The organism is Streptomyces sp. Tu 2975 (genome assembly GCF_009832925.1).
Lineage (GTDB): Bacteria > Actinomycetota > Actinomycetes > Streptomycetales > Streptomycetaceae > Streptomyces.
This window is the reverse complement of record NZ_CP047140.1, coordinates 2,355,583-2,375,639: the sequence shown is the minus strand read 5'-3', so window position 1 is coordinate 2,375,639 and position 20,057 is coordinate 2,355,583. Positions and strand designations below refer to the sequence as shown.

Genomic DNA, 20,057 nt, shown 5'->3' with positions numbered 1-20,057 from the left:
CCCGCGCAGCGGGCGGGCCACGACTACAGCCAGCCAGCGAACTCCAGCGCCAGTTCCCCCTCCGCGTGCCGCCCCCGGCCACCGCACGCAGGCCCGACTCCACCGCGCGGAACAGCGTCCAGCCCCGTAGCCGGTCGCGGTCGACCTCCAGGGAGTCCGCGAGGCGGTTCAGCCTGCGGCGGGCCGCCGACGCGCCCGCGGAGGACGCGACGAGGTCCTCGACGCGGTCGCGGGCGAGGCGGGCCAGGTCGTACGCGCGTTCGCCGACCACGGGCTCGGGTCCGACCGCCAGCCATGGCGCGCGGTCGCCGGAAAGCACCTTCCCCTGGCGGAAGTTGCCGTGCAGCAGCAGTTCTTCCGGCGCTGCCGCGACCAGTTCGTCCCGGGCCGCCAGCGCGGCCGCGACGAGCGGCTCCGCGGAGCTCCGCATCGTCGCCGCCTGCCGTGCCGTGCGGTCCGCCACCGTCTCGAAGGCATGGCCGGCCGGCGGCTCGACCCACAGCCGTCGTACGGTGCCCGCCGCCTCCAGCAGAGCCTTGGCCTCAGGGAGGGATCGGAGCGAGACCTCGGTGTGCAGCCGCTCCAGCAGGAGTTCGCCGTCGGCGGCGTCCAGCAGCCGTACCGCGCCCCAGCCGTTCCAGTGCTCCAGCGCGGACGCCTCGGCCCCGGGGGCCGCGGACGGGGGAGCCAGCTTCAGCGCGGCGGGTGTGCCGTCCGGTTGCCGTACGAGAAGGAGCAGGCTGCTCCGGCCGCCCGGCACCACGGTCCGTTCGACCTCCAGCTTCCGCCGGTCCACGGTCTCCTGGACCGTTCCTGGCAGCCGCGACAGCCACGCGTCGTCCTCGCCGAGTGCCCGGACCAGCCGCTGCGGGGGTTCGAAAGCCATACGCCCGTTGTTCCTTCCCCGTCAGTCCTGGCCGGCCCGCTCGGCGAGCCCAGGAAAGGCTACGCCGCTGCCGCGCCAGCGCACCGCGCGGACCGCCGCTTCGCGCAGCGCGCCCGCGGCCTCCAGCCGCAGCGGCCCTTCCGCGGCCCGTACGAGATCGGAGTAGACGGCCGCCACCCGCTCCTCGAGGACGGCGGCGAGCCGTATCGCGGCTGCGGCGTCCGGCACGGGGAAGGGCAGGGCGTAGCCCGCGGCGGCCGCCGCGGGCTTTCCGCCGCGGTCGCGCACGGTCCGCGTCAGCGAGTCCCGCCGTGAGCGGTGTGCGGCATGGGCGGCGGCGGCCTCGTTCTCGCGGTCCTCGCCGACCCGGCCGCCGACCACCCCGTATCCGTAGACGGCGGCGTGCTCCGCCGCGAGTGCGGCCTGGAGGGCGTCGAGCTCGCGCGCCGTGTCGCCCCGGGCGTCCACCGTGGTCAACGCGGGTCCCCCTTCGTCAGCAGGTACGCATGCGCGGCTCCGGCCGCGGCGACGGAGGCCAGCAGGCGGGCGAGTTCCGGTTCAGCGTCGGTGAGGGAGGCGGTGTGGCTGTCCGAGGTGCGGCGCTCGGCCGCAGCCAGCGCCCGAAGTGCGGCAGCGGGGTCCTCGGGCACGGAGCCTGCCGCGGTGGCGGACGGTGTGACGGGCGGGGCGGTGGACGGCGTGACGGACGGGGCGGTGGACGGCGTGACGGACGGTGAGCGAGTGGCGGACGTCTGCCCTGACGGGCCGCCGGCGAGAGCCGCGGCGTGCGCGGAGACCGCGGTACGCAGCGGTGTCAGCCGTTCGGCGAGCTCCGGGTGGCGGGCGATGACGGCGTCGTACTCGTCGCCGAGCGCCGTGCTCCTGGCCGCGAGCCGTGCCCGCAGCGCGGCCTCCGCGCGAGCCGGGTCGGCGGACCTGCCGGACGGGCGCCGCGTCCCGGGGGAGTCGCTCGAACAGCCCGTCAACATGCCGGCAGCAGCCGCTCCCGTCGCCAACAGCGCACGTCTGCGTGTCGTCCCCGTGCGCCCCACGCGTGTCTCCTCGGGCTCGCAGTGATCATCGCCGCAGGCGAGCGTACCTGCGGCTACCGGGCGGGTGGACGGCAACACCCCCCGCGACCGGATACCCTTTCTTCGACACGCGACGATCCCACAACAGCACACGCGGCCGAGGAGTCACCCGGATGAGCACCACCCAGAGCGAGAGGCTGCGCGGGCTGCTTGAGCCGCTCGTCAGCGCCGCGGGACTGGATCTGGAAGAGATCGAGGTCTCCCGGGCGGGCCGGCGCCGCATGCTGAGGGTCACCGTGGATTCCGACGAAGGCGTGGAACTGGACGCCTGTGCCGAGCTGAGCCGCGCCATCTCCGAGAAGCTCGACGAGACGGACGCGATGGGCGAGGGCGAGTACGTCCTCGAAGTCAGCTCCCCCGGCGCCGACCGCCCGCTGACCGAGCGCCGTCATTTCGTGCGCGCCACCGGCCGCCTCGTGAAGCTGCAGCTGAAAGAGGGCGAGGACCTGGTGGCCCGCCTCCTGACCGTGGACGACGAGGGACTCGACCTCGAGGTACCCGGTGTGAAGGGGCGCAGGCCCACCGCCCGCCGGGTGGCCTTCGACGACATCGTGAAGGCCCGTGTGGAGATCGAGTTCAACCGCAAGGACAAGAAGGAAGAGGAGGCGTAGCCGTGGACATCGACGTGAAGCTCCTGAAGGGCCTGGCCCAGGAGAAGGAGATCGCCTTCGACCTGCTGGTCGAGGCCATCGAGTCGGCCCTCCTCATCGCGTACCACCGCACCGAGGGCAGTCGCCGCCACGCCCGTGTGGTGCTCGACCGGAACACCGGTCACGTGACCGTGTGGGCCAAGGAGGACCCGGCCGATCTGGAGGAGGGGCAGGAGCCGAAGGAGTTCGACGACACTCCGTCCGACTTCGGCCGGATCGCCGCCACCACGGCCCGTCAGGTCATCCAGCAGCGGCTGCGTGACGCGGAGAACGACGTCACCTTCGGCGAGTACGCCCGCCGTGAGGGCGACATCGTCGCGGGCATGGTCCAGCAGGGCAAGGACCCCAAGAACGTCCTGGTGAGGCTGGACGACAAGCTCGAGGCGATCCTGCCGGTGCAGGAGCAGGTCCCCGGCGAGGAGTACACGCACGGTCTGCGCCTGCGCACCTATGTGGTGCGTGTGGCCAGGGGCGTGCGCGGTCCCTCCGTCACTCTGTCCCGCACCCACCCGAATCTGGTGAAGAAGCTTTTCGCGCTGGAGGTTCCGGAGATCGCCGACGGCAGTGTGGAGATCGCCGCGATCGCCCGCGAGGCCGGTCATCGAACCAAGATCGCCGTCCGCTCGACCCGCTCCGGCCTGAATCCCAAGGGCGCCTGCATCGGCCCGATGGGCAGCCGTGTGCGTAATGTCATGGCCGAGCTGCACGGCGAGAAGATCGACATCGTGGACTGGTCCGACGACCCGGCTGAGATGGTGGCGAACGCCCTGTCGCCCGCACGGGTCAGCAAGGTGGAGGTCGTCGACCTCGGCGCCCGCTCCGCCCGGGTGACGGTCCCGGACTACCAGCTGTCGCTGGCGATCGGCAAGGAGGGGCAGAACGCCCGCCTGGCCGCCCGTCTGACCGGCTGGCGCATCGACATCCGGCCCGACACCGAGCAGAGCCCCGACCAGGGCTGAGGAATGGGCAGGGGCCGAATCCCGTTGCAGTGCGGACGGGAGCCGACCAAGATCTCACAAGGATCAGGACAACAACCGTTCGATTTTTGCCCCCAAGGGGTGAGGTCGGTGCGGGGAGGTAGACTTAACCGTGTCTGGCCGGACGCATGCCCGCGTGTGCCCTGAGCGAACCTGTGTGGGATGCCGGGAGCGAGCGGCCAAGAGCGATCTGCTGCGGATCGTGGTGATCGAGGGCGAGTGCGTCCCCGATGATCGCGGTACGCTGCCCGGCCGGGGTGCGTACGTGCACCCCGCCTTGGTCTGTTTCGACCTGGCGGTCCGCCGCCGGGCGTTCCCGAGGGCCTTCCGGGCCCAGGGACCGCTCGATACCGCCCTGGCGCGGCGGTATGTCGAGCAGGCAGCACCGTAAGAGAAAGAAGTACGGCACGGATACCCCCGTGCGGTCAGGTACCTCGCGAGTTGGAAGTAGGTCGAGATTGCGATGAGCACTCGATGAGTACGCGATGAGTACGCCCATGAAGTAGCGACGGTCCGGCGGTAACCCGGACCTAAAAGGAGCGAAGTGGCTAAGGTCCGGGTATACGAACTCGCCAAGGAGTTCGGCGTAGAGAGCAAGGTCGTCATGGCCAAGCTCCAAGAACTCGGTGAATTCGTCCGTTCGGCGTCCTCGACGATCGAGGCGCCGGTTGTACGCAAACTGACTGATGCACTGCAGGGGCCCGGCGGCAACGCCGGCAAGTCCGCTGCGAAGCCTGGCGCGCCCCGCAAGGCGACGCCTTCGAAGCCTGCCGCGCCCTCGGCGCCGGCGGGACGTTCTGCTGCCCCCAAGCCCGGCGCACCGGCCCCCAAGCCGGCCCCGGCGAGCAGCACCCCCTCCTCCGCGGCCCCGGCTCCGGGACCGCGTCCGACACCGGGTCCCAAGCCCGCGCCGGCCAAGCCCGCCCCGGCGGCTCCGGTGCCCGCTGCCGAGTTCTCGGCCCCGGCTCCGGCCCAGCCCGCCGCACCGCAGGCCCCGCGCCCCGCGGGTGCCACGCCCGGTCCGCGCCCTGCCCGTCCGGCTCCGGCCGGCGGTCAGCGTGACGGCGGTCAGCGTGACGGCGGTCAGCGTGACGGTGGTCAGCGTGACGGCGGCCGTGGCGGCGAGCGTCCGGCGCGTCCCGCCGGCGGCCAGGGCGCCCCGCGCCCCGGTGGCCGTCCGGCCGGTCCCCGTCCGGGTAACAACCCGTTCACGTCCGGTGGCTCCACAGGCATGGCGCGTCCGCAGGCGCCCCGTCCGGGTGGCGCACGTCCCGGCCCCGGCGGACCTGGTGGCGCTGGTCCCGGCGCTCCGCGTCCGCAGGGCGGCCCCGGTGGCGCCCCGCGTCCGCAGGGCCAGGGCGGCGCCCGCCCGACCCCCGGCGGTATGCCTCGTCCGCAGGCCCCGCGTGCCGGTGGCCCCGGTGGCGCGCCCGGCGGTAACCGTCCGAACCCCGGCATGATGCCGCAGCGTCCCGCTGCCGGTCCCCGTCCTGGTGGTGGTGGCCCCGGCGGCCGCGGTCCCGGCGGTGGCGGCGGCGGTCGTCCCGGCGGTGGCGGTGGCGGTCGTCCCGGTGGCGGCGGCTTCGCCGGCCGTCCGGGTGGCGGCGGCGGTGGCGGTTTCGCCGGCCGTCCCGGTGCTCCCGGTGGCGGTGGCGGTTTCGCCGGCCGTCCGGGTGGTCCCGGTGGTGGCGGCGGTGGCCGTCCCGGCTTCGGTGGTCGTCCCGGTGGTCCGGGTGGCCGTGGTGGCACGCAGGGCGCCTTCGGTCGTCCCGGCGGTCCCGCGCGTCGTGGTCGCAAGTCGAAGCGGCAGAGGCGCCAGGAGTACGAGGCCATGCAGGCCCCGTCGGTCGGCGGCGTGATGCTGCCTCGCGGCAACGGACAGTCCGTCCGCCTGTCGCGCGGTGCGTCCCTCACCGACTTCGCGGAGAAGATCAACGCCAACCCGGCGTCGCTCGTCGCCGTGATGATGAACCTCGGCGAGATGGTCACGGCCACGCAGTCCGTCTCCGACGAGACGCTGAAGCTCCTCGCGGATGAGATGAACTACATCCTCGAGATCGTCAGCCCGGAGGAGGAGGACCGCGAGCTGCTCGAGTCCTTCGACATCGAGTTCGGCGAGGACGAGGGTGGCGAGGAGTTCCTCGTCGCGCGTCCGCCGGTCGTGACCGTCATGGGTCACGTCGACCACGGTAAGACGCGACTGCTGGACACCATCCGCAAGACGAACGTCGTCGCGGGCGAGGCCGGTGGCATCACTCAGCACATCGGTGCCTACCAGGTCGCGACCGTCGTCAACGACGAAGAGCGTCGCATCACCTTCATCGACACCCCGGGTCACGAGGCGTTCACCGCCATGCGTGCCCGTGGTGCGAAGTCGACCGACATCGCGATCCTCGTGGTGGCGGCCAACGACGGTGTGATGCCCCAGACGATCGAGGCGCTGAACCACGCCAAGGCGGCCGGCGTGCCGGTCGTGGTCGCGGTCAACAAGATCGACGTCGAGGGTGCCGACCCGACCAAGGTGCGCGGTCAGCTCACCGAGTTCGGTCTGGTGGCCGAGGAGTACGGCGGCGACACGATGTTCGTCGACATCTCCGCCAAGCAGGGCCTCAACATCGAGAGCCTGCTGGAGGCCGTGGTCCTCACCGCGGACGCCTCGCTCGACCTGCGGGCCAACCCGGAGCAGGACGCGCAGGGCATCGCGATCGAGTCCCACCTGGACCGTGGCCGCGGCGCCGTCGCGACCGTCCTGGTCCAGCGAGGCACCCTGCGGGTCGGCGACACCATGGTGGTCGGCGACGCGTACGGCCGTGTCCGCGCGATGCTCGACGACAAGGGCGAGAACGTGGAAGAGGCGGGTCCCTCGACTCCGGTCCTCGTCCTCGGTCTCACCAACGTCCCGGGTGCCGGCGACAACTTCCTCGTCGTCGACGAGGACCGCACGGCCCGCCAGATCGCCGAGAAGCGCGCGGCGCGTGAGCGCAACGCCAACTTCGCCCGGCGCGGAGTCCGGTTCTCCCTGGAGAACCTGGACGAGGCCCTCAAGGCCGGTCTGGTGCAGGAACTCAACCTCATCATCAAGGGCGACGCGTCCGGTTCGGTGGAGGCTCTCGAGTCCTCGCTGCTCCAGCTCGACGTCGGCGAAGAGGTCGACATCCGCGTCCTGCACCGCGGTGTGGGTGCGGTCACCGAGTCGGACATCGACCTGGCGACCGGCTCCGACGCCATCGTCATCGGCTTCAACGTCCGCGCTGCGGGCCGCGCGGCGCAGATGGCGGAGCGCGAGGGCGTCGACGTCCGCTACTACTCGGTGATCTACCAGGCCATCGAGGAGATCGAGGCGGCCCTCAAGGGCATGCTCAAGCCGGAGTACGAAGAGGTCGAGCTCGGCACGGCGGAGATCCGCGAGGTCTTCCGCTCGTCCAAGCTGGGCAACATCGCCGGTGTGCTGGTCCGCTCCGGCGAGGTCAAGCGCAACACCAAGGCGCGGTTGCTGCGCGATGGCAAGGTCATCGCGGAGAGCCTCACCATCTCCGGTCTGCGTCGCTTCAAGGACGACGTCACCGAGATCCGCGAAGGCTTCGAGGGTGGTATCAACCTCGGAAACTTCAACGACATCAAGGTCGACGACGTCATCGCGACGTACGAGATGCGCGAGAAGCCGCGCGGCTGACGCACGGCAGTCGTCCGGGGCCGGTCGGCGGAAGTAATTCCGTCGATCGGCCCCGGCCGTTGCGTGTACGGTTTGGGTGTCCCTGCCAAGTGCGGCGGGGACCCGACCGTGCCGGTCCGGCGGGAAGCCCCCGGACCCCGGCGCGACGAACCCGGACCGGCGGGACATCCGGACATACATGTATGTGGGGACACTGTCCTTCGATCTGCTTCTCGGCGACGTACGGTCGCTGAAGGAGAAGCGCTCCGTGGTCCGACCGATCGTCGCCGAACTCCAGCGGAAATACGCGGTGAGCGCGGCAGAGGTGAGCGGCCAGGACCTCTACCGGCGGGCCGAGATCGGCCTCGCCGTGGTGTCCGGGGACACAGGGCACCTCACGGACGTACTCGACCGGTGCGAGCGCCTCGTCGCCGCCCGGCCGGAAGTGGAGCTGCTGTCGGTACGCCGCAGACTCCACAGCGACGAAGACTGAATGCAAGGCAGAGAAGGAGACGGACCAGTGGCCGACAACGCGCGGGCGAAAAAGCTGGCAGACCTCATCCGGGAGGTGGTCGCGGAGAAGCTGCAGCGTGGCATCAAGGACCCTCGCCTGGGTTCGCACGTGACCATCACGGACACCCGCGTCACGGGTGACCTGCGGGAGGCCACGGTCTTCTACACGGTCTACGGCGACGACGAGGACAGGGCCAGTGCCGCTGCGGGCCTGCAGAGCGCCAAGGGCATCCTGCGCTCGGCGGTCGGCGCGGCGGCGGGTACCAAGTTCACGCCGACCCTCACCTTCGTGGCCGACGCGCTCCCGGAGAACGCCAAGACGATCCAGGACCTCCTCGACAAGGCACGCGCCTCCGACGCCAAGGTCCGCGAGGTGTCCTCCGGCGCCACGTACGCCGGCGAGGCCGACCCGTACCGCAAGCCCGAGGACGAGGACGAAGCCTCGGAATGACGCAGCGCACCGTCACGCCCGACGGACTTGTCATCGTCGACAAGCCGTCGGGCTTCACTTCGCACGACGTCGTCGCCAAGATGCGCGGGATCGCCAGAACCCGCCGCGTCGGACACGCGGGGACGCTCGATCCCATGGCCACCGGCGTACTGGTGCTGGGTGTCGAGAAGGCCACCAAACTTCTCGGGCATCTCGCGCTGACCGAGAAGGAGTACCTGGGCACCATCCGGCTGGGCCAGGACACCGTCACGGACGACGCCGAGGGTGAGGTCACCTCCTCCACCGCCGCCTCCGCCGTCACACGCGAGGCCATCGACGCGGGCGTCGCCGGGCTCACCGGCGACATCATGCAGGTGCCGTCCAAGGTCAGCGCCATCAAGATCGACGGAAAGCGGTCGTACGCGCGGGTGCGCGGCGGCGAGGAGTTCGACATCCCGGCCCGCCCGGTGACCGTCTCCTCCTTCCACGTGCACGACGTCCGCCCGACGACCACGGACGACGGCCTGCCCGTCGTCGACCTGGTCGTGTCCGTGGTCTGTTCGTCCGGCACCTACATCCGGGCGCTCGCCCGCGACCTCGGCGCCGTGCTCGGAGTGGGCGGGCACCTGACGGCGCTTCGGCGCACCCGGGTGGGCCCGTACGGCCTGGACGCGGCGAAGACGCTCGACCAGCTCCAGGAGGAGCTGACCGTGATGCCGATCGCCGAGGCGGCGGCCGCCGCCTTCCCCCGCTGGGACGTGGACGAGCGGCGGGCCAAGCTGCTCACCAACGGCGTGCGGCTCGAGATGCCGGCGCACGACCGCGCCCCGGTGGCGGTCTTCGGGCCCGACGGACGCTTCCTGGCGCTCGTGGAGGAGCAGAACGGCAAGGCGAAGAGCCTGGCCGTCTTCGGCTGACCCGAGCCTGCCGACGTCCCCTCGCGGATGTTCGCTTCGTCGTGGAGCGGACGGCTGTGCCGTCCGCTCCACGATCCCCCCTCGATTCCCCCGCACAGTGTCTATCCACCCAGGCCCCTCGATTCACCCCTTCGAGCAGGCGCTCGGAGTGAACCGGGGTGCACTGGGGGGCGCGTTCGAGATCCGCGCTTCTCTTCTTGATCATCGTCGGCCTACCGTCGTCCGTATGGGACGCGCTGACCTGGCAACTTTGGTACGGATCTGCGATCCGGCCGGTCGGACGCACGGCACCGGCTTCGTCGCCGACGACCTCGGCACGGTCGTGACCGGCCATGACGTGGTCACGGGCCTGGCCCGGCCCGTCGTGCTGCCGATGGACGGCGGCGGACCCGCGATCGAGGCCGACTCCGTCACCCCGCTGCCGACCAGCGGCCTCGCCCTCGTGCACACGAGCGGCCTTCGCATCGTGCCCCTGCCGATCGGGGCGCGCGAGCGGGTGGAACCGGGCACCTATGTGCGTCTCCCGGCGGGCGGTTGGCGTGAGGCGCGTGTGCTCGCGGCCGCTCACGGCGTCCTGGAGCTCGCCATCGGCACGGACGGCAGCGACGCCCTGCGCCTCGTGGGCGGAGCCGCCGGCGGGCCGGTGCTCGACGCGGCGACCGGGGCGGTCCTCGGCCTTCTCGCCGCCCCACCGCCGCCAGGCACCACCGCCTCGGCCCTGCTCGCGCACTTCGTGTGCAGCCCCCGCTCCGAGCCGCACGCCGAGCTCCTGCGCAGGAACGCAGCCGTCGCGCCCGCGTACGGACCTGACCTGAACCTTGCCGCGGTACTGGAGCTGACCGCGACCTCGCTCGCGCAGGCCGCCGGTGCGGACACATGGCCGGAGCCCGTCCCGCGGCCCGAGATCGCGGAGGAGTTCGCGGCGTTCACCGCGCACCACGCCCCGGCTCTGGTCCTCGGATTCGTCGGCGCGCCCGGCACGGGCCGTACGACGGAGCTGCGCGCGCTCGCCGCTCGCCGCGCCCAGGGGCCGGGCCCCGCGCCCACGCTGTGGCTGCGCGGTGCCGACGTCCGGGCCGGTGACACCTCCCTCGCCGACGCCGCAGCCCGCACCCTGCGCGGGGCCGCCCGCATCGTCGCCGTCCCGGAGCATGCGGACGGCCGCGAGCGCGGGGCGAGCCCGGACCGGGTGGCGAGCCTGGCCGCCGAGGCGGGCCGGCCGCTGCTCGTCGTCCTCGACGGCCCGGAGGAGATGCCGCCCGCGACGGCAACGGCCCTGCCGGGCTGGTCGGCGGCCACCGCGGCGTGGCTCTCCTCGTCCGGCACCCGGCTGGTCGTGGCATGCCGTCCGGAGCACTGGGAGCAGACCGGGGCGCTCTACCCGCCGCACCTGCTGCACCGCCCGGTCGGCGGGGCGGCGCAAGAACCGGCCGGAGCGCGCCGCGCAGGCGTCGAAGGCATCCCGGCCGCGCCGCTGCGGCGGCAGGCGCGACCGCATCGGGCTTCTGCAGCGCAGGCAGCCCACGTGGTCCGGAGCCATGGCACCCAGGCAGCACGTGGACACCACGCGGCACACACGGCACAGGCAGCGGACGCGGCGCCGCTGATCGGGGACGAGCCGGAACGCACGCTGCCGGGGCCCCGCTCCCCGGCCGTGGTGTCGCCGCCGCCCGCCGTAGGGGGCAGCTGCCCCCAGCCGGGTGTCCGGGACCCGCAGCCTCCCCCCGGCGTGCGTCTCGGCGACCTGACACCCGAGCAGGCCAGGGCGGCACGGCAGAGGTACGGGCTGGGGCCCGGCAGCGTGGCGGCCGAGGACGAGCGGCATCCGCTCGTGCTCAGGCTCCTTTCGGAGGTGCACCGTGCCCTGCCCGGCATCGTGCCGGGCACACCGGGGCGGGACGAGGTCTTCGGCGCCTACCTCGACCTCCTCTGTCTGCGGATCGCGGTACGCGTCGCCGCCACGGCCGGGTCCCCGCCCCGGGGCGCCGCCGTCCGGCGGCTCGCCACCCGGGTCGCCGGGCGGGTGCACGAGGCCGCCCGGCGATGCCTCGGGACCGTTCACGGCCAACTCGACCGTGCCTCGTTCGAGGAGCTGTTCCCCTGGGCGGGCGGCTGGGCGTCCGCCGCCCTCACCGAGAGCCTCCTCGTCCCGGCCGGCAACGGCTACCGCTTCGCCCATGAGGAGCTCGCCGACTGGATCCAGGGCGCCCATCTCGACGTCGATGCCGCGCTCGACGCGCTCGTCCACCGCCGCGAGCACCCGGGGCCGGGGGAGGACGGCCCGCCGCCCGTGGCCCGTCATCGCATCGGTCCCGTCGCCCAGGCCCTGCTGCATCTCGGCCGCGAGCGCGGAGCACACCGACTGGCCCACCGGCTCGCCGAATTGGCCGAGGCGGTCCAGGACGACGTCCGCGGCCGACGGGACCCGGACGCTCGCTGGTGGGCCTCCAGGCTGCTGCACGAGGTGCTCGGCCGGGTGCCGGACGCCGAGCCGTGTCTCGCCGTCCTGCAACGCCTGGCGGAACGGCCGCGGGACGATTTCGGGCCCGCCTTCTGGGCCGGTCTGAGGCTCGGGGACCCGGCGAGGTTCGACCTCCTGCGGCGGCTCGTACCCGGCGACCCTTCCCCGCCGGGCGGCACCGCCACACCCCGCTTCCTGGAGCTCGCCGACGCGCGGTTGGCGGCCGACCCCGCGGCCGTGCAGCCGCTGCTCTGCCGGTGGTTCGACGACGACACGCCCCTCGCCACAGGGCCAGGTGCCACGGTGCGCCCCACGGTGGGCGCGGCCGCACAGGCGCTGCTCTACGCACGCAGGGACCTTGCCGCCGACGACCTCGCCGAAGCCCTCGCGGACACCTCCCACCCCCGCGCCGCCGAGCTTCTGCGTGCGCTCGCGGCGGACGAACCGTCCGCCATGTGCCGGGCCGTGGACCGCTGGGCCCGCGACCCGCGGCCCGGGCGACGGGCAGCTGCCGCCGCCTACGGGCCGCTCATCGCGGCCGTCAGCGACACGGACCGGGAACTGCTGCGACGGGCCGCCCGCGCCCTTCTTGCCGGCACCCGGGGCGCGCACGGACCCGCGCTCACCCTGCTGGTCCGGGACCCGGTGAGCCGGCCCCGGCACCTGCTGCGGGCGCTCGAACTGTTCGCCGCGGGCGACCCCTGCCTGCCCGCCGACGCCGTCACCGACGCGCTGACGACCCACCCCGGTCCGGTGCTCGCCGCGTTCAGGAGCCGGCTTCTGCGGCCGGACTCCTCCGACCGAGCGGGAGAGACACTCGCCGCGCTCGCCGATGCCGCCGCCACACCCGCCGTCGCCCGCCGGGCGGCCGCCCTCGTGTGCGAGTACGTCGACCACCGTCCGGACGGCGCGGTGCACGCCGCCGCGTACGTCCACCGCCGCCTCGAGCAAGGGCCGGACGGCCGGGACGTGCTGTTCCCGCTCGTCACCCACCTCGTGCGCGGCCGCCCGGCCCGGGTGCGTGGCGCCCTCGCGCCCGTGCTCGCAGCGGGCGGGGCCGTCGGCTCCCGCCCGCTGCGCGCCGAGCTGCTGGAGGTCCTGCTGCGGTACGAGCAGTACGAGGCCCGCGACCTCACCGTCCTCGACGACCTGCTGTGTGCCGCCGCGTACGGCTGCGGGACACGCGAGGAGGAACGGACCCGGTCGCTGGTCCACCGGACGGGCCTGCTGCTCGTCCGCACCCCGAAGGGCGCGGCGTGCTTCGAGCGGAGGCTCACGGAGCTGGACCGCGAGGTGCCCGAATTCGCCGTGCTCATGGCAAGCTGGCCGGTCGTGGATCCGCAGCAATGGGCCGCGGTGGAGGCCTGCCGGTCACTCGGGATACGGGGGAGCCCGGTGCCGATGCCGACCCGGGCCTCCGGGCATGGCAGTCTTAGACCTGCGTAATCGGCAATCACGTACACAGGTTCGGGCGAGGAGCGGTCACAGTGCAGCGCTGGCGTGGCTTGGAGGACATCCCCGAGGACTGGGGACGCAGCGTCGTCACCATCGGCTCCTACGACGGCGTGCACCGCGGGCACCAGCTGATCATCGGACGTGCGGTGCAGCGGGCGCGCGAGCTCGGCGTGCCGTCCGTCGTGGTGACCTTCGACCCGCACCCCAGCGAGGTCGTCCGCCCGGGCAGCCACCCGCCGCTGCTCGCGCCGCACCACCGCCGTGCGGACCTGATGGCCGGGCTCGGCGTGGACGCGGTGCTCGTCCTGCCGTTCACCGCCGAGTTCTCCCAGCTCTCACCGGCCGACTTCATCGTGAAGGTGCTGGTCGACAAATTGCACGCGCGGGCGGTCATCGAAGGCCCCAACTTCCGCTTCGGTCACCGGGCGGCCGGCAATGTCTCCTTCCTCGCGGAGATGGGCCGGACGTACGACTACGAGGTCGAGGTCGTCGACCTGTATGTGCGGGGCGAGGCGGGCGGCGGTGAGCCGTTCTCCTCGACGCTCACCCGCCGGCTGATCGCCGAGGGCGACGTCGAGGGGGCCTCCGAGATCCTCGGCCGCCCGCACCGCGTCGAGGGCATCGTCGTGCGCGGCGCCCAGCGCGGGCGCGAGCTGGGCTTCCCGACGGCCAACGTCGAAACCCTGCCGCACACCGCGATCCCCGCCGACGGCGTGTACGCGGGCTGGCTCACGGCGGCCGGCGAGCGGATGCCGGCTGCGATCTCGGTGGGCACGAACCCCCAGTTCGACGGCACCGAGCGGACCGTGGAGGCGTACGCGATCGACCGGGTGGGCCTCGAGCTGTACGGGCTGCACGTGACGGTGGACTTCCTGGCGTACGTACGCGGCCAGGAGAAGTTCGACACTATCGACTCGCTGCTCGTGGCGATGGCGGACGACGTGAAGAAGTGCCGCGAGCTCACCGCGTCGTACGACACCGGTCACTGACCCGCCCCGCGCCGACCGGGGACGCCCGGGGGCGAGGCGCCCCCGGCCGCCCACCGAAGGAGCCTCAGCCGGCCGCCGTTGCCCAGTGACACGCCACCTGCGGTCCCGGCGCGTTCGCCAGGACCGGAAGCTCCCGCGAACGGCACAGGTCGGCCACGCCGGCACGGGAAGCCTCGCCCGACGCCAGGACCTGGCAGCGGGCGTGGAAGCGGCAGCCCTCCGGGATGCGGGACGGGTCCGGCGGTTCGCCGGTGAGCACCACCGGCGCGCTCTCCGACTCCGGCAGCACCGACAACAGCGCCTGGGTGTAGGGGTGCTGAGGTGACGTCAGCACATCCTCCACGGGTCCCGACTCGACGATCCGCCCGAGATACATCACCGCCACCCGGTCCGCGATGTTCCAGGCAAGGCCCAGGTCGTGGGTCACGACCAGCGCGGAGAGCCCCAGTTCGTCCCGCAGCCGCAGCAGGAGCGCCAGGATCTCGCCGCGCACGGACGCGTCGAGGGAGGCCACCGGTTCGTCGGCCACGATGAGCTCGGGCTCCAGCACCAGGGCCCCCGCGATGACGACGCGCTGCCGCTGGCCGCCCGACAGTTCGTGCGGATAGCGGAGGAAGAAGCGCTCCGGCGGGCGCAGGCCGGCCCGGGACAGCGCCTGGGCGACCGCCGCGCGCTCGTCGCCCGGGTAGCCGTGGATCCGGAGGCCCTCCGCCACGGCGTCGTACACCGTGTGGCGGGGGTTGAGCGATCCGCTCGGGTCCTGGAGGACCAGCTGCACGCGCTTGCGGTACGCCTTCAGGGCGCGCGAGGCGTACCCGAGCGGTTCCCCGCCGAAGGTGACCCGCCCTGAGGTGGGCGGCACCAGGCCGAGGAGCGAACGCGCGAGCGTGGTCTTGCCGCAGCCGGACTCGCCGACCAGGGCGACGATCTCGCCCGCGCCGATGTCGAGGTCCACACCGTCGACGGCCCTGGCGGAGGGCCCGCCGCGGCGGCCGGGGAAGACGACGTGCAGTCCGGTGGCGGAGAGCAGGGGAGAGGTGGTGGTCATGACGTGCTCCTGTGTCACTGCTGCTTCTCCGTCCCCACCAGCACGCACGCCGCCCGGTGTCCCTCACCCGCCGTGACCAGCTCCTGGTCCTGCTCGGCGCACGAGTCGAGCGCGACGGGGCAGCGCGGGTGGAACGTACAGCCGCCGGGAAGCGACGACGGGTCGGGCGGGTCGCCCGGCAGTCCGCGTGGGGCCCTGCGGGAGGCCGGGTCGCCGATGCGCGGGAAGGCGGCGGACAGGGCCCGCCCGTACGGATGCTCTGCCGTGCCGTACACGGCGCGGGCCGGGCCCTCCTCCACGACCCGGCCCGCGTACATCACGGCGAGCCGGTCGCAGGTGTCGGCGAGGACACCCAGATCGTGGCTGATCATCAGCAGGCTGATGTCCTTCTCGGCGACCAGCTGCTCGATCAGCCGCAGGATCTGCGCCTGGATCATCACGTCGAGCGCGGTCGTCGGCTCGTCGGCGACGATCAGCTGCGGATCGCACGCCAGAGCCATCGCGATCATCACGCGCTGGCGCTGCCCGCCGGACAGCTCGTGCGGGTACGCGTCGGCCCGCGCGGCCGGCAGCCCGACGTGCTGGAGCAGCTCACCGACACGGCGTTTCGCCTCGGCCGGCGTCGACCTCCGGTGCAGCATGATCGGCTCGGCGATCTGGTCGCCGACGCGGTGCACGGCGTTCAGGGAGTGCATCGCGCCCTGGAAGACGATCGACGCGCCCGCCCACCGCACCGCCCGCAGCCGGCCCCACTTCATCGTGAGGACGTCCTCGCCGTCGAGCATGATCTCGCCGGTCAGCCGGGCGGAGGCCGGCAGCAGCCGCAGCAGGGCGAGGGCCAGCGTCGACTTGCCGCAGCCCGACTCGCCCGCGACACCGAGCTTCTGCCCCGCGCCGAGGGACAGGTCGACACCGCGTACGGCGGGCACGGCGCGTTTCTCGGAGCCGTAGGTCACATGGAGGTTCCTGACCTCGAGCACACTCAACGCGCCACTCCCAGCTTCGGGTTGAGTACGGACTCGATCGTGCGTCCGCACAGGGTGAAGGCGAGCGCCACGAGCGCGATGGCGATTCCGGGCGGGGCGAGATACCACCAGTGGCCGGAGGAGACGGCGCCCGCCTCACGCGCGTCCTGGAGCATTCCGCCCCAGGAGACGACGGTCGGGTCACCGAGCCCGAGGAACGCGAGTGTCGCCTCTGTGAGGATGGCGCTGGAGATGCCCAGTGTCGTCTGGGCGAGGACCAGCGGCATCACGTTGGGCAGGACGTGCCGGTTCATGATGTGCCCGTGGCCGCCGCCGAGCGCCTTGGCGCGTTCGATGTAGGGGCGGGACTCCACGGCGATGGTCTGCGCCCGGACGAGCCGCGCCGTGGTGGGCCAGCTGGTGATACCGATGGCGATGATGACCGTCCACACGTTGCGGGACATCACGGTCGCGAGCACGATCGCCAGCACCAGTGCCGGCATGACCAGGAACCAGTCCGTGATCCGCATCAGCACGGTGGAGAACCAGCCGCCGTAGTGACCGGCGATGATGCCGACGAGTGTGCCGATGGCGACCGACAGCGCGGCGGCCAGCAGACCCACGGTCAGCGAGATCCTCGCGCCCCACACCAGCAGTCCCAGCAGCGAGCGGCCGAACTGGTCGGTGCCGAGCGGGAACTCGCCGCTCGGCTTCTCCATCGCCGTGCCCGGCGCGTCGGTGACGCTCTGGACGTCACCGCCGACGAGCAGGGGGGCGGCCAGCGCGGTCAGCGCGATGAGCGCCAGCGCGGCGAGGCCGAAGAGCCCCGCCCGGTGGCTGCGGTACGAGCTCCAGAAGCGGGCCACGGAGTGCCGGCGGCGCGCCCATGTCAGGGACCTCGCGGTCCGTGCGTCCTTGCCGACCGGGGTGGCCGGGGCGGCGGCGGTGGTCTTGGTCGGCGGCGTAGGTGTCGTCGTCATCGGCCCACCCGGGGATCGAGCAGCGGATACAGGAGGTCGGCGAGGAGGTTCATCACGATCATCGCGCCGGCGAAGACGACGAACAGCCCTTGGACGAGCGGCAGGTCGGGCACGCTGAGCGCCTGGTAGAAGAGCCCACCGAGCCCGGGCCAGGAGAACACCGTCTCGACCAGGATCGAACCGGCGGCCACATGGCCCAGGTTGATGAACACCATGGTGACGGTCGGCAGCAGCGCGTTCGGTACGGCATGCCTGCGCCGCACGACATCGTCACGCAGGCCCTTGGCCCGTGCCGTCGTCAGGTAGTCGCTCCCCATCTCGTCGAGCAGCGAGGAACGCATCACCAGAAGCGTCTGCGCGTATCCGACGGCGACCAGGGTGAGGACCGGCAGGACCATGTGATGGGCCACGTCTGCCACGTACGCGAAGCCGCTCTCGTCGCCCGACTCCATGCCTCCGGTCGGGAACATCCCCGGGATCGGGCCGATCCCCACCGAGAAGGTGATGATCAGCAGCAGCCCGAGCCAGAATCCCGGCACCGACCACAGGGTGAGGGCCACGCCCGTGTTGAGCTTGTCGCCGAGGCTTCCGTGCCGCCAGGCGGAACGGGTACCCAGCCACAGCCCGATCGCCGAGTAGATGACGACCGCCACACCCGTGAGCAGCAGCGTGGCCGGCACCTTCTGGAGAATCAGATCGCCGACGGGCGCTCGGAACTGGTACGACATTCCGAGATCGCCGCTCAGCGCGCCGGCGCAGTAGTCCGTGAACTGCTGCCACATCGGCTTGTCGAGACCGAACTGCCGTCTCAACGTGGCCATCTGCTCGGCCGACGTCGGCATGCCATGGGTCATGGCCTTCACCGGGTCGCCGGGGATGATCCGGAACAGGAAGAAGCTGGTGACGAGCACGGCGAGCAGCGAGACCGCCGCTCCGCCGAGCTTGCCCGCCACGTAGAGCAGATAGGCGCGTACGTTGCCGCGCGCGGCGCGGGCCTCCGAGGCCCGCGCCACAGCGGTCGTGCCGGTGGTGCTTGTGGTGCTCATCGACTATTCACGGTCTTCCGCGGAGGAACGGCGACGCATCGCGACGAACAGCCCGAGAGCGGCGGCGAGGACGACGACCGCACCGATGCCGATCACCACACCCGCGGAGGAGCCGCTGTCCGAACCACTGCCGGCCGCGGCCGGCTCCGCCGACCACCAGCTCCAGTAGCCGTCCTGACCGTAGATGTTGCCGGCCGCTTCCGGCATCGTCTTGATGGACTTGATCTGGTCCGTACGGTACGCCTCGACGGCGTTCGGGTACGCGAGGATGTTCATGTAGCCCGTGTCGTACAGCCGCGACTGCATCTGCTTGACCAGGTCGGCGCGCTTGGCCGCGTCGTACTCGACGGCCTGCTTGGCGTAGAGGTCGTCGAACTGCTTGTCGCAGATGAAGTTGTCCGTCGCGCCGGTGTCCTTGGGCGTGGCGGGCAGCGCCGAGCAGGTGTGGATCGACAGGACGAAGTCCGGATCGGGGTTGACGGACCAGCCGTCGAAGGCCAGGTCGTAGTCCCCCTTCAGCCACGGGTCGGAGACGTTGTCGAGGCACTCGACCTTCAGCCCGATGCCCAGCTCGCCCCACCACTCCTGGAGGTACTTGCCGATCGCCTTGTCGTTCGGGTCCGTGGCGTGGCAGAGGATCCGGAAGTCGAGCGGCTTGCCGTCCTTGTCCAGGCGCTTGCCGTCGGCGTTCTTCTTGTATCCGGCCTGGTCCAGGAGCTGGGCCGCCTTGGCCGGGTCGTACGCGATCTGCTGGCCGGCCTCCGGCTTCCAGAAGTACGACTCGAAGCGGGGCGGGAGGTATCCCTCGCCCTCTACGGCGTGGCCCTGGAAGACCTTGTCGACGATGGTGGTGCGGTCGGTGGCGTGGAACAGCGCTTTGCGCACGGCCGGGTCGAGCAGCGCCTTGTGCCCGTTGCCGAACTTCTTGCCGTCCTTGGACCGGGCGCCGGGGTTGGTGGCGAGTGCGAAGAAGCGACGGCCGGGAGCGTCGTTGACCTTGATGTTCTCGGCGCTCTTCAGCGCGTCGGCCTGAGCCGGGGTCAGGCCCTGGACGAACGACACCTCGCCCTTCTGCAGGGCCGCGACGGCCGCGTCACCGTCCTTGTAGTACTTGAAGACCAACTCGTCGAACTTGGGCGCGCCGCGCCAGAAGTCCTTGTTCGGCTTCAGCTTCAGATACTGGTCGACCTTGAAGTCCGTGATGATGAACGGACCGTTGCCCACGATCGGGAACTGCTTGTCGTTGTTGAACTTGGAGAAGTCGTCGACCTTCTCCCACACATGCTTCGGGACGATCGGCACATCGAGCGCCGTCATCGTCGCCTGAGGCTTCTTCAGCTCTATGACCAGCGTCTTCGGGTCGGGAGCCGTGACCTTCTTGAAGTTGGCGGTGAAGCTGCCGTTGGCCGTGGCGGCGTTCTCGTCCGTCATCATCTTGTTGAACGTCCAGGCCGCGTCCTCCGCGGTGGCCTGCTTGCCGTCCGACCACTTGGAGTCGTCGCGGATGGTGTACGTCCACGTCAGCTTGTCGGCGGACGGCTCCCACGCTGTGGCGAGCCCCGGGACGGTGTGGCCGTCCTTGACGTCGTAGTTCGTCAGGTAGTCGTAGGCCAGGCGGTGGACGGAGGTGCTCACCAGTCGCTGCGCCAGAAACGGGCTCAGCGAGTCGATGCTCTGCGACACCGCGACGGTGAGGACCTGCTTGCCGTCGTCGGCGGCCGCCGCCCGCGCCTGCGACTGCGCGACTGAACGGTCCTGCGACTGGGCCTGGGCCTGGGGGGCCACGGCCCCCGCCGTCACCAGTGCCGTGGCCGCGGCGCCAGTGGCCAGGACCAATCGGAAGCGGGGGCGTTGCCGGGTTCTCTGGGGTGAAGCCGTTGTGACCATGGACAGTGACCTCGCGTCATTACTCGCACGGAGAGGGCGGGTTGGTGATCTCTGGTTCGCCAGTTGGTGAAGCGAAGGTTTATCAGGGTGGTCATGCCGCGTCAACGGCC

Annotated in this window: 16 protein-coding genes and 1 pseudogene; 9 read left to right on the top strand and 8 right to left on the bottom strand. The window is 71.9% G+C overall.

Features of this window, described 5'->3' with window-relative positions:
• Nucleotides 1–23 precede the first annotated feature (23 nt).
• The 3 genes and pseudogenes from GLX30_RS10320 to GLX30_RS10310 all read right to left on the bottom strand — a co-directional run bounded on the left by GLX30_RS10320 (nucleotide 24) and on the right by GLX30_RS10310 (nucleotide 1,938).
• A pseudogene (locus GLX30_RS10320) lies at nucleotides 24–886 on the bottom strand (aminoglycoside phosphotransferase family protein).
• A 21-nt stretch (nucleotides 887–907) separates the two neighbouring features.
• A complete protein-coding gene (locus GLX30_RS10315) occupies nucleotides 908–1,363 on the bottom strand; it encodes a ferritin-like domain-containing protein (RefSeq protein WP_167306807.1) in 456 nt (151 codons plus the stop codon).
• Complete coding sequence (locus GLX30_RS10310) at nucleotides 1,360–1,938, bottom strand: hypothetical protein (protein ID WP_159686374.1); 579 nt, start codon at nucleotides 1,936–1,938, stop codon at nucleotides 1,360–1,362. The genes GLX30_RS10315 and GLX30_RS10310 overlap by 4 nt, the downstream gene beginning before the upstream one ends.
• A gap of 152 nt (nucleotides 1,939–2,090) precedes the next feature.
• Here GLX30_RS10310 and rimP point away from each other — a divergent pair, with 152 nt between their 5' ends.
• The 9 genes from rimP to GLX30_RS10265 all read left to right on the top strand — a co-directional run bounded on the left by rimP (nucleotide 2,091) and on the right by GLX30_RS10265 (nucleotide 14,021).
• On the top strand, nucleotides 2,091–2,588 hold the full coding sequence (gene rimP / locus GLX30_RS10305; protein WP_159686372.1) for a ribosome maturation factor RimP: 498 nt from the start codon (nucleotides 2,091–2,093) through the stop codon (nucleotides 2,586–2,588).
• Between the two features lie 2 nt (nucleotides 2,589–2,590).
• A complete protein-coding gene (nusA, locus tag GLX30_RS10300) occupies nucleotides 2,591–3,586 on the top strand; it encodes a transcription termination factor NusA (protein WP_159686369.1) in 996 nt (331 codons plus the stop codon).
• Between the two features lie 130 nt (nucleotides 3,587–3,716).
• Nucleotides 3,717–3,995, top strand: a complete 279-nt coding sequence (locus GLX30_RS10295; protein ID WP_159686366.1) for a YlxR family protein — start codon at nucleotides 3,717–3,719, stop codon at nucleotides 3,993–3,995.
• 153 nt (nucleotides 3,996–4,148) lie between these two features.
• Nucleotides 4,149–7,277 carry a translation initiation factor IF-2 gene (gene infB, locus GLX30_RS10290; RefSeq protein ID WP_159686363.1) on the top strand — a complete coding sequence of 1,043 codons (3,129 nt, stop codon included), beginning with the start codon at nucleotides 4,149–4,151 and terminating at the stop codon, nucleotides 7,275–7,277.
• A 178-nt stretch (nucleotides 7,278–7,455) separates the two neighbouring features.
• Nucleotides 7,456–7,749, top strand: coding sequence for a DUF503 domain-containing protein (locus GLX30_RS10285; RefSeq protein ID WP_005311234.1), 294 nt, complete (start codon nucleotides 7,456–7,458; stop codon nucleotides 7,747–7,749).
• 27 nt (nucleotides 7,750–7,776) lie between these two features.
• Nucleotides 7,777–8,220, top strand: coding sequence for a 30S ribosome-binding factor RbfA (rbfA, locus tag GLX30_RS10280; protein ID WP_159686360.1), 444 nt, complete (start codon nucleotides 7,777–7,779; stop codon nucleotides 8,218–8,220).
• The gene (truB, locus tag GLX30_RS10275) at nucleotides 8,217–9,116 is read left to right on the top strand and encodes a tRNA pseudouridine(55) synthase TruB (RefSeq protein WP_159686357.1); all 900 of its coding nucleotides are present in this window, start codon (nucleotides 8,217–8,219) and stop codon (nucleotides 9,114–9,116) included. Before rbfA ends, truB begins: the two co-directional genes overlap by 4 nt.
• Nucleotides 9,117–9,342: 226 nt before the next feature.
• Nucleotides 9,343–13,023 carry a serine protease gene (locus GLX30_RS10270; protein WP_208545395.1) on the top strand — a complete coding sequence of 1,227 codons (3,681 nt, stop codon included), beginning with the start codon at nucleotides 9,343–9,345 and terminating at the stop codon, nucleotides 13,021–13,023.
• A 41-nt stretch (nucleotides 13,024–13,064) separates the two neighbouring features.
• Entirely contained in the window at nucleotides 13,065–14,021 is a 957-nt protein-coding gene (locus tag GLX30_RS10265) for a bifunctional riboflavin kinase/FAD synthetase (protein ID WP_159686354.1), read from the top strand.
• 64 nt (nucleotides 14,022–14,085) lie between these two features.
• Here GLX30_RS10265 and GLX30_RS10260 read toward each other — a convergent pair whose 3' ends face one another.
• Genes GLX30_RS10260 through GLX30_RS10240 form a run of 5 tightly spaced genes read right to left on the bottom strand, consistent with a single transcriptional unit; the run spans nucleotide 14,086 to nucleotide 19,947 of the window.
• Nucleotides 14,086–15,069, bottom strand: a complete 984-nt coding sequence (locus GLX30_RS10260) for an ABC transporter ATP-binding protein (RefSeq protein ID WP_159686351.1) — start codon at nucleotides 15,067–15,069, stop codon at nucleotides 14,086–14,088.
• A gap of 14 nt (nucleotides 15,070–15,083) precedes the next feature.
• Nucleotides 15,084–16,055, bottom strand: a complete 972-nt coding sequence (locus GLX30_RS10255; RefSeq protein WP_159686348.1) for an ABC transporter ATP-binding protein — start codon at nucleotides 16,053–16,055, stop codon at nucleotides 15,084–15,086.
• A complete protein-coding gene (locus GLX30_RS10250; RefSeq protein ID WP_159686345.1) occupies nucleotides 16,052–17,014 on the bottom strand; it encodes an ABC transporter permease in 963 nt (320 codons plus the stop codon). The genes GLX30_RS10255 and GLX30_RS10250 overlap by 4 nt, the downstream gene beginning before the upstream one ends.
• Nucleotides 17,011–18,060: an ABC transporter permease gene (locus tag GLX30_RS10245; protein ID WP_159686342.1), complete on the bottom strand. Its 1,050-nt coding sequence runs from the start codon at nucleotides 18,058–18,060 to the stop codon at nucleotides 17,011–17,013. Before GLX30_RS10245 ends, GLX30_RS10250 begins: the two co-directional genes overlap by 4 nt.
• A 3-nt stretch (nucleotides 18,061–18,063) precedes the next feature.
• Nucleotides 18,064–19,947 (bottom strand): ABC transporter substrate-binding protein, encoded by a 1,884-nt coding sequence (locus GLX30_RS10240; RefSeq protein WP_159686339.1) that lies wholly within the window; start codon nucleotides 19,945–19,947, stop codon nucleotides 18,064–18,066.
• Between the last annotated feature and the right edge of the window lie 110 nt (nucleotides 19,948–20,057).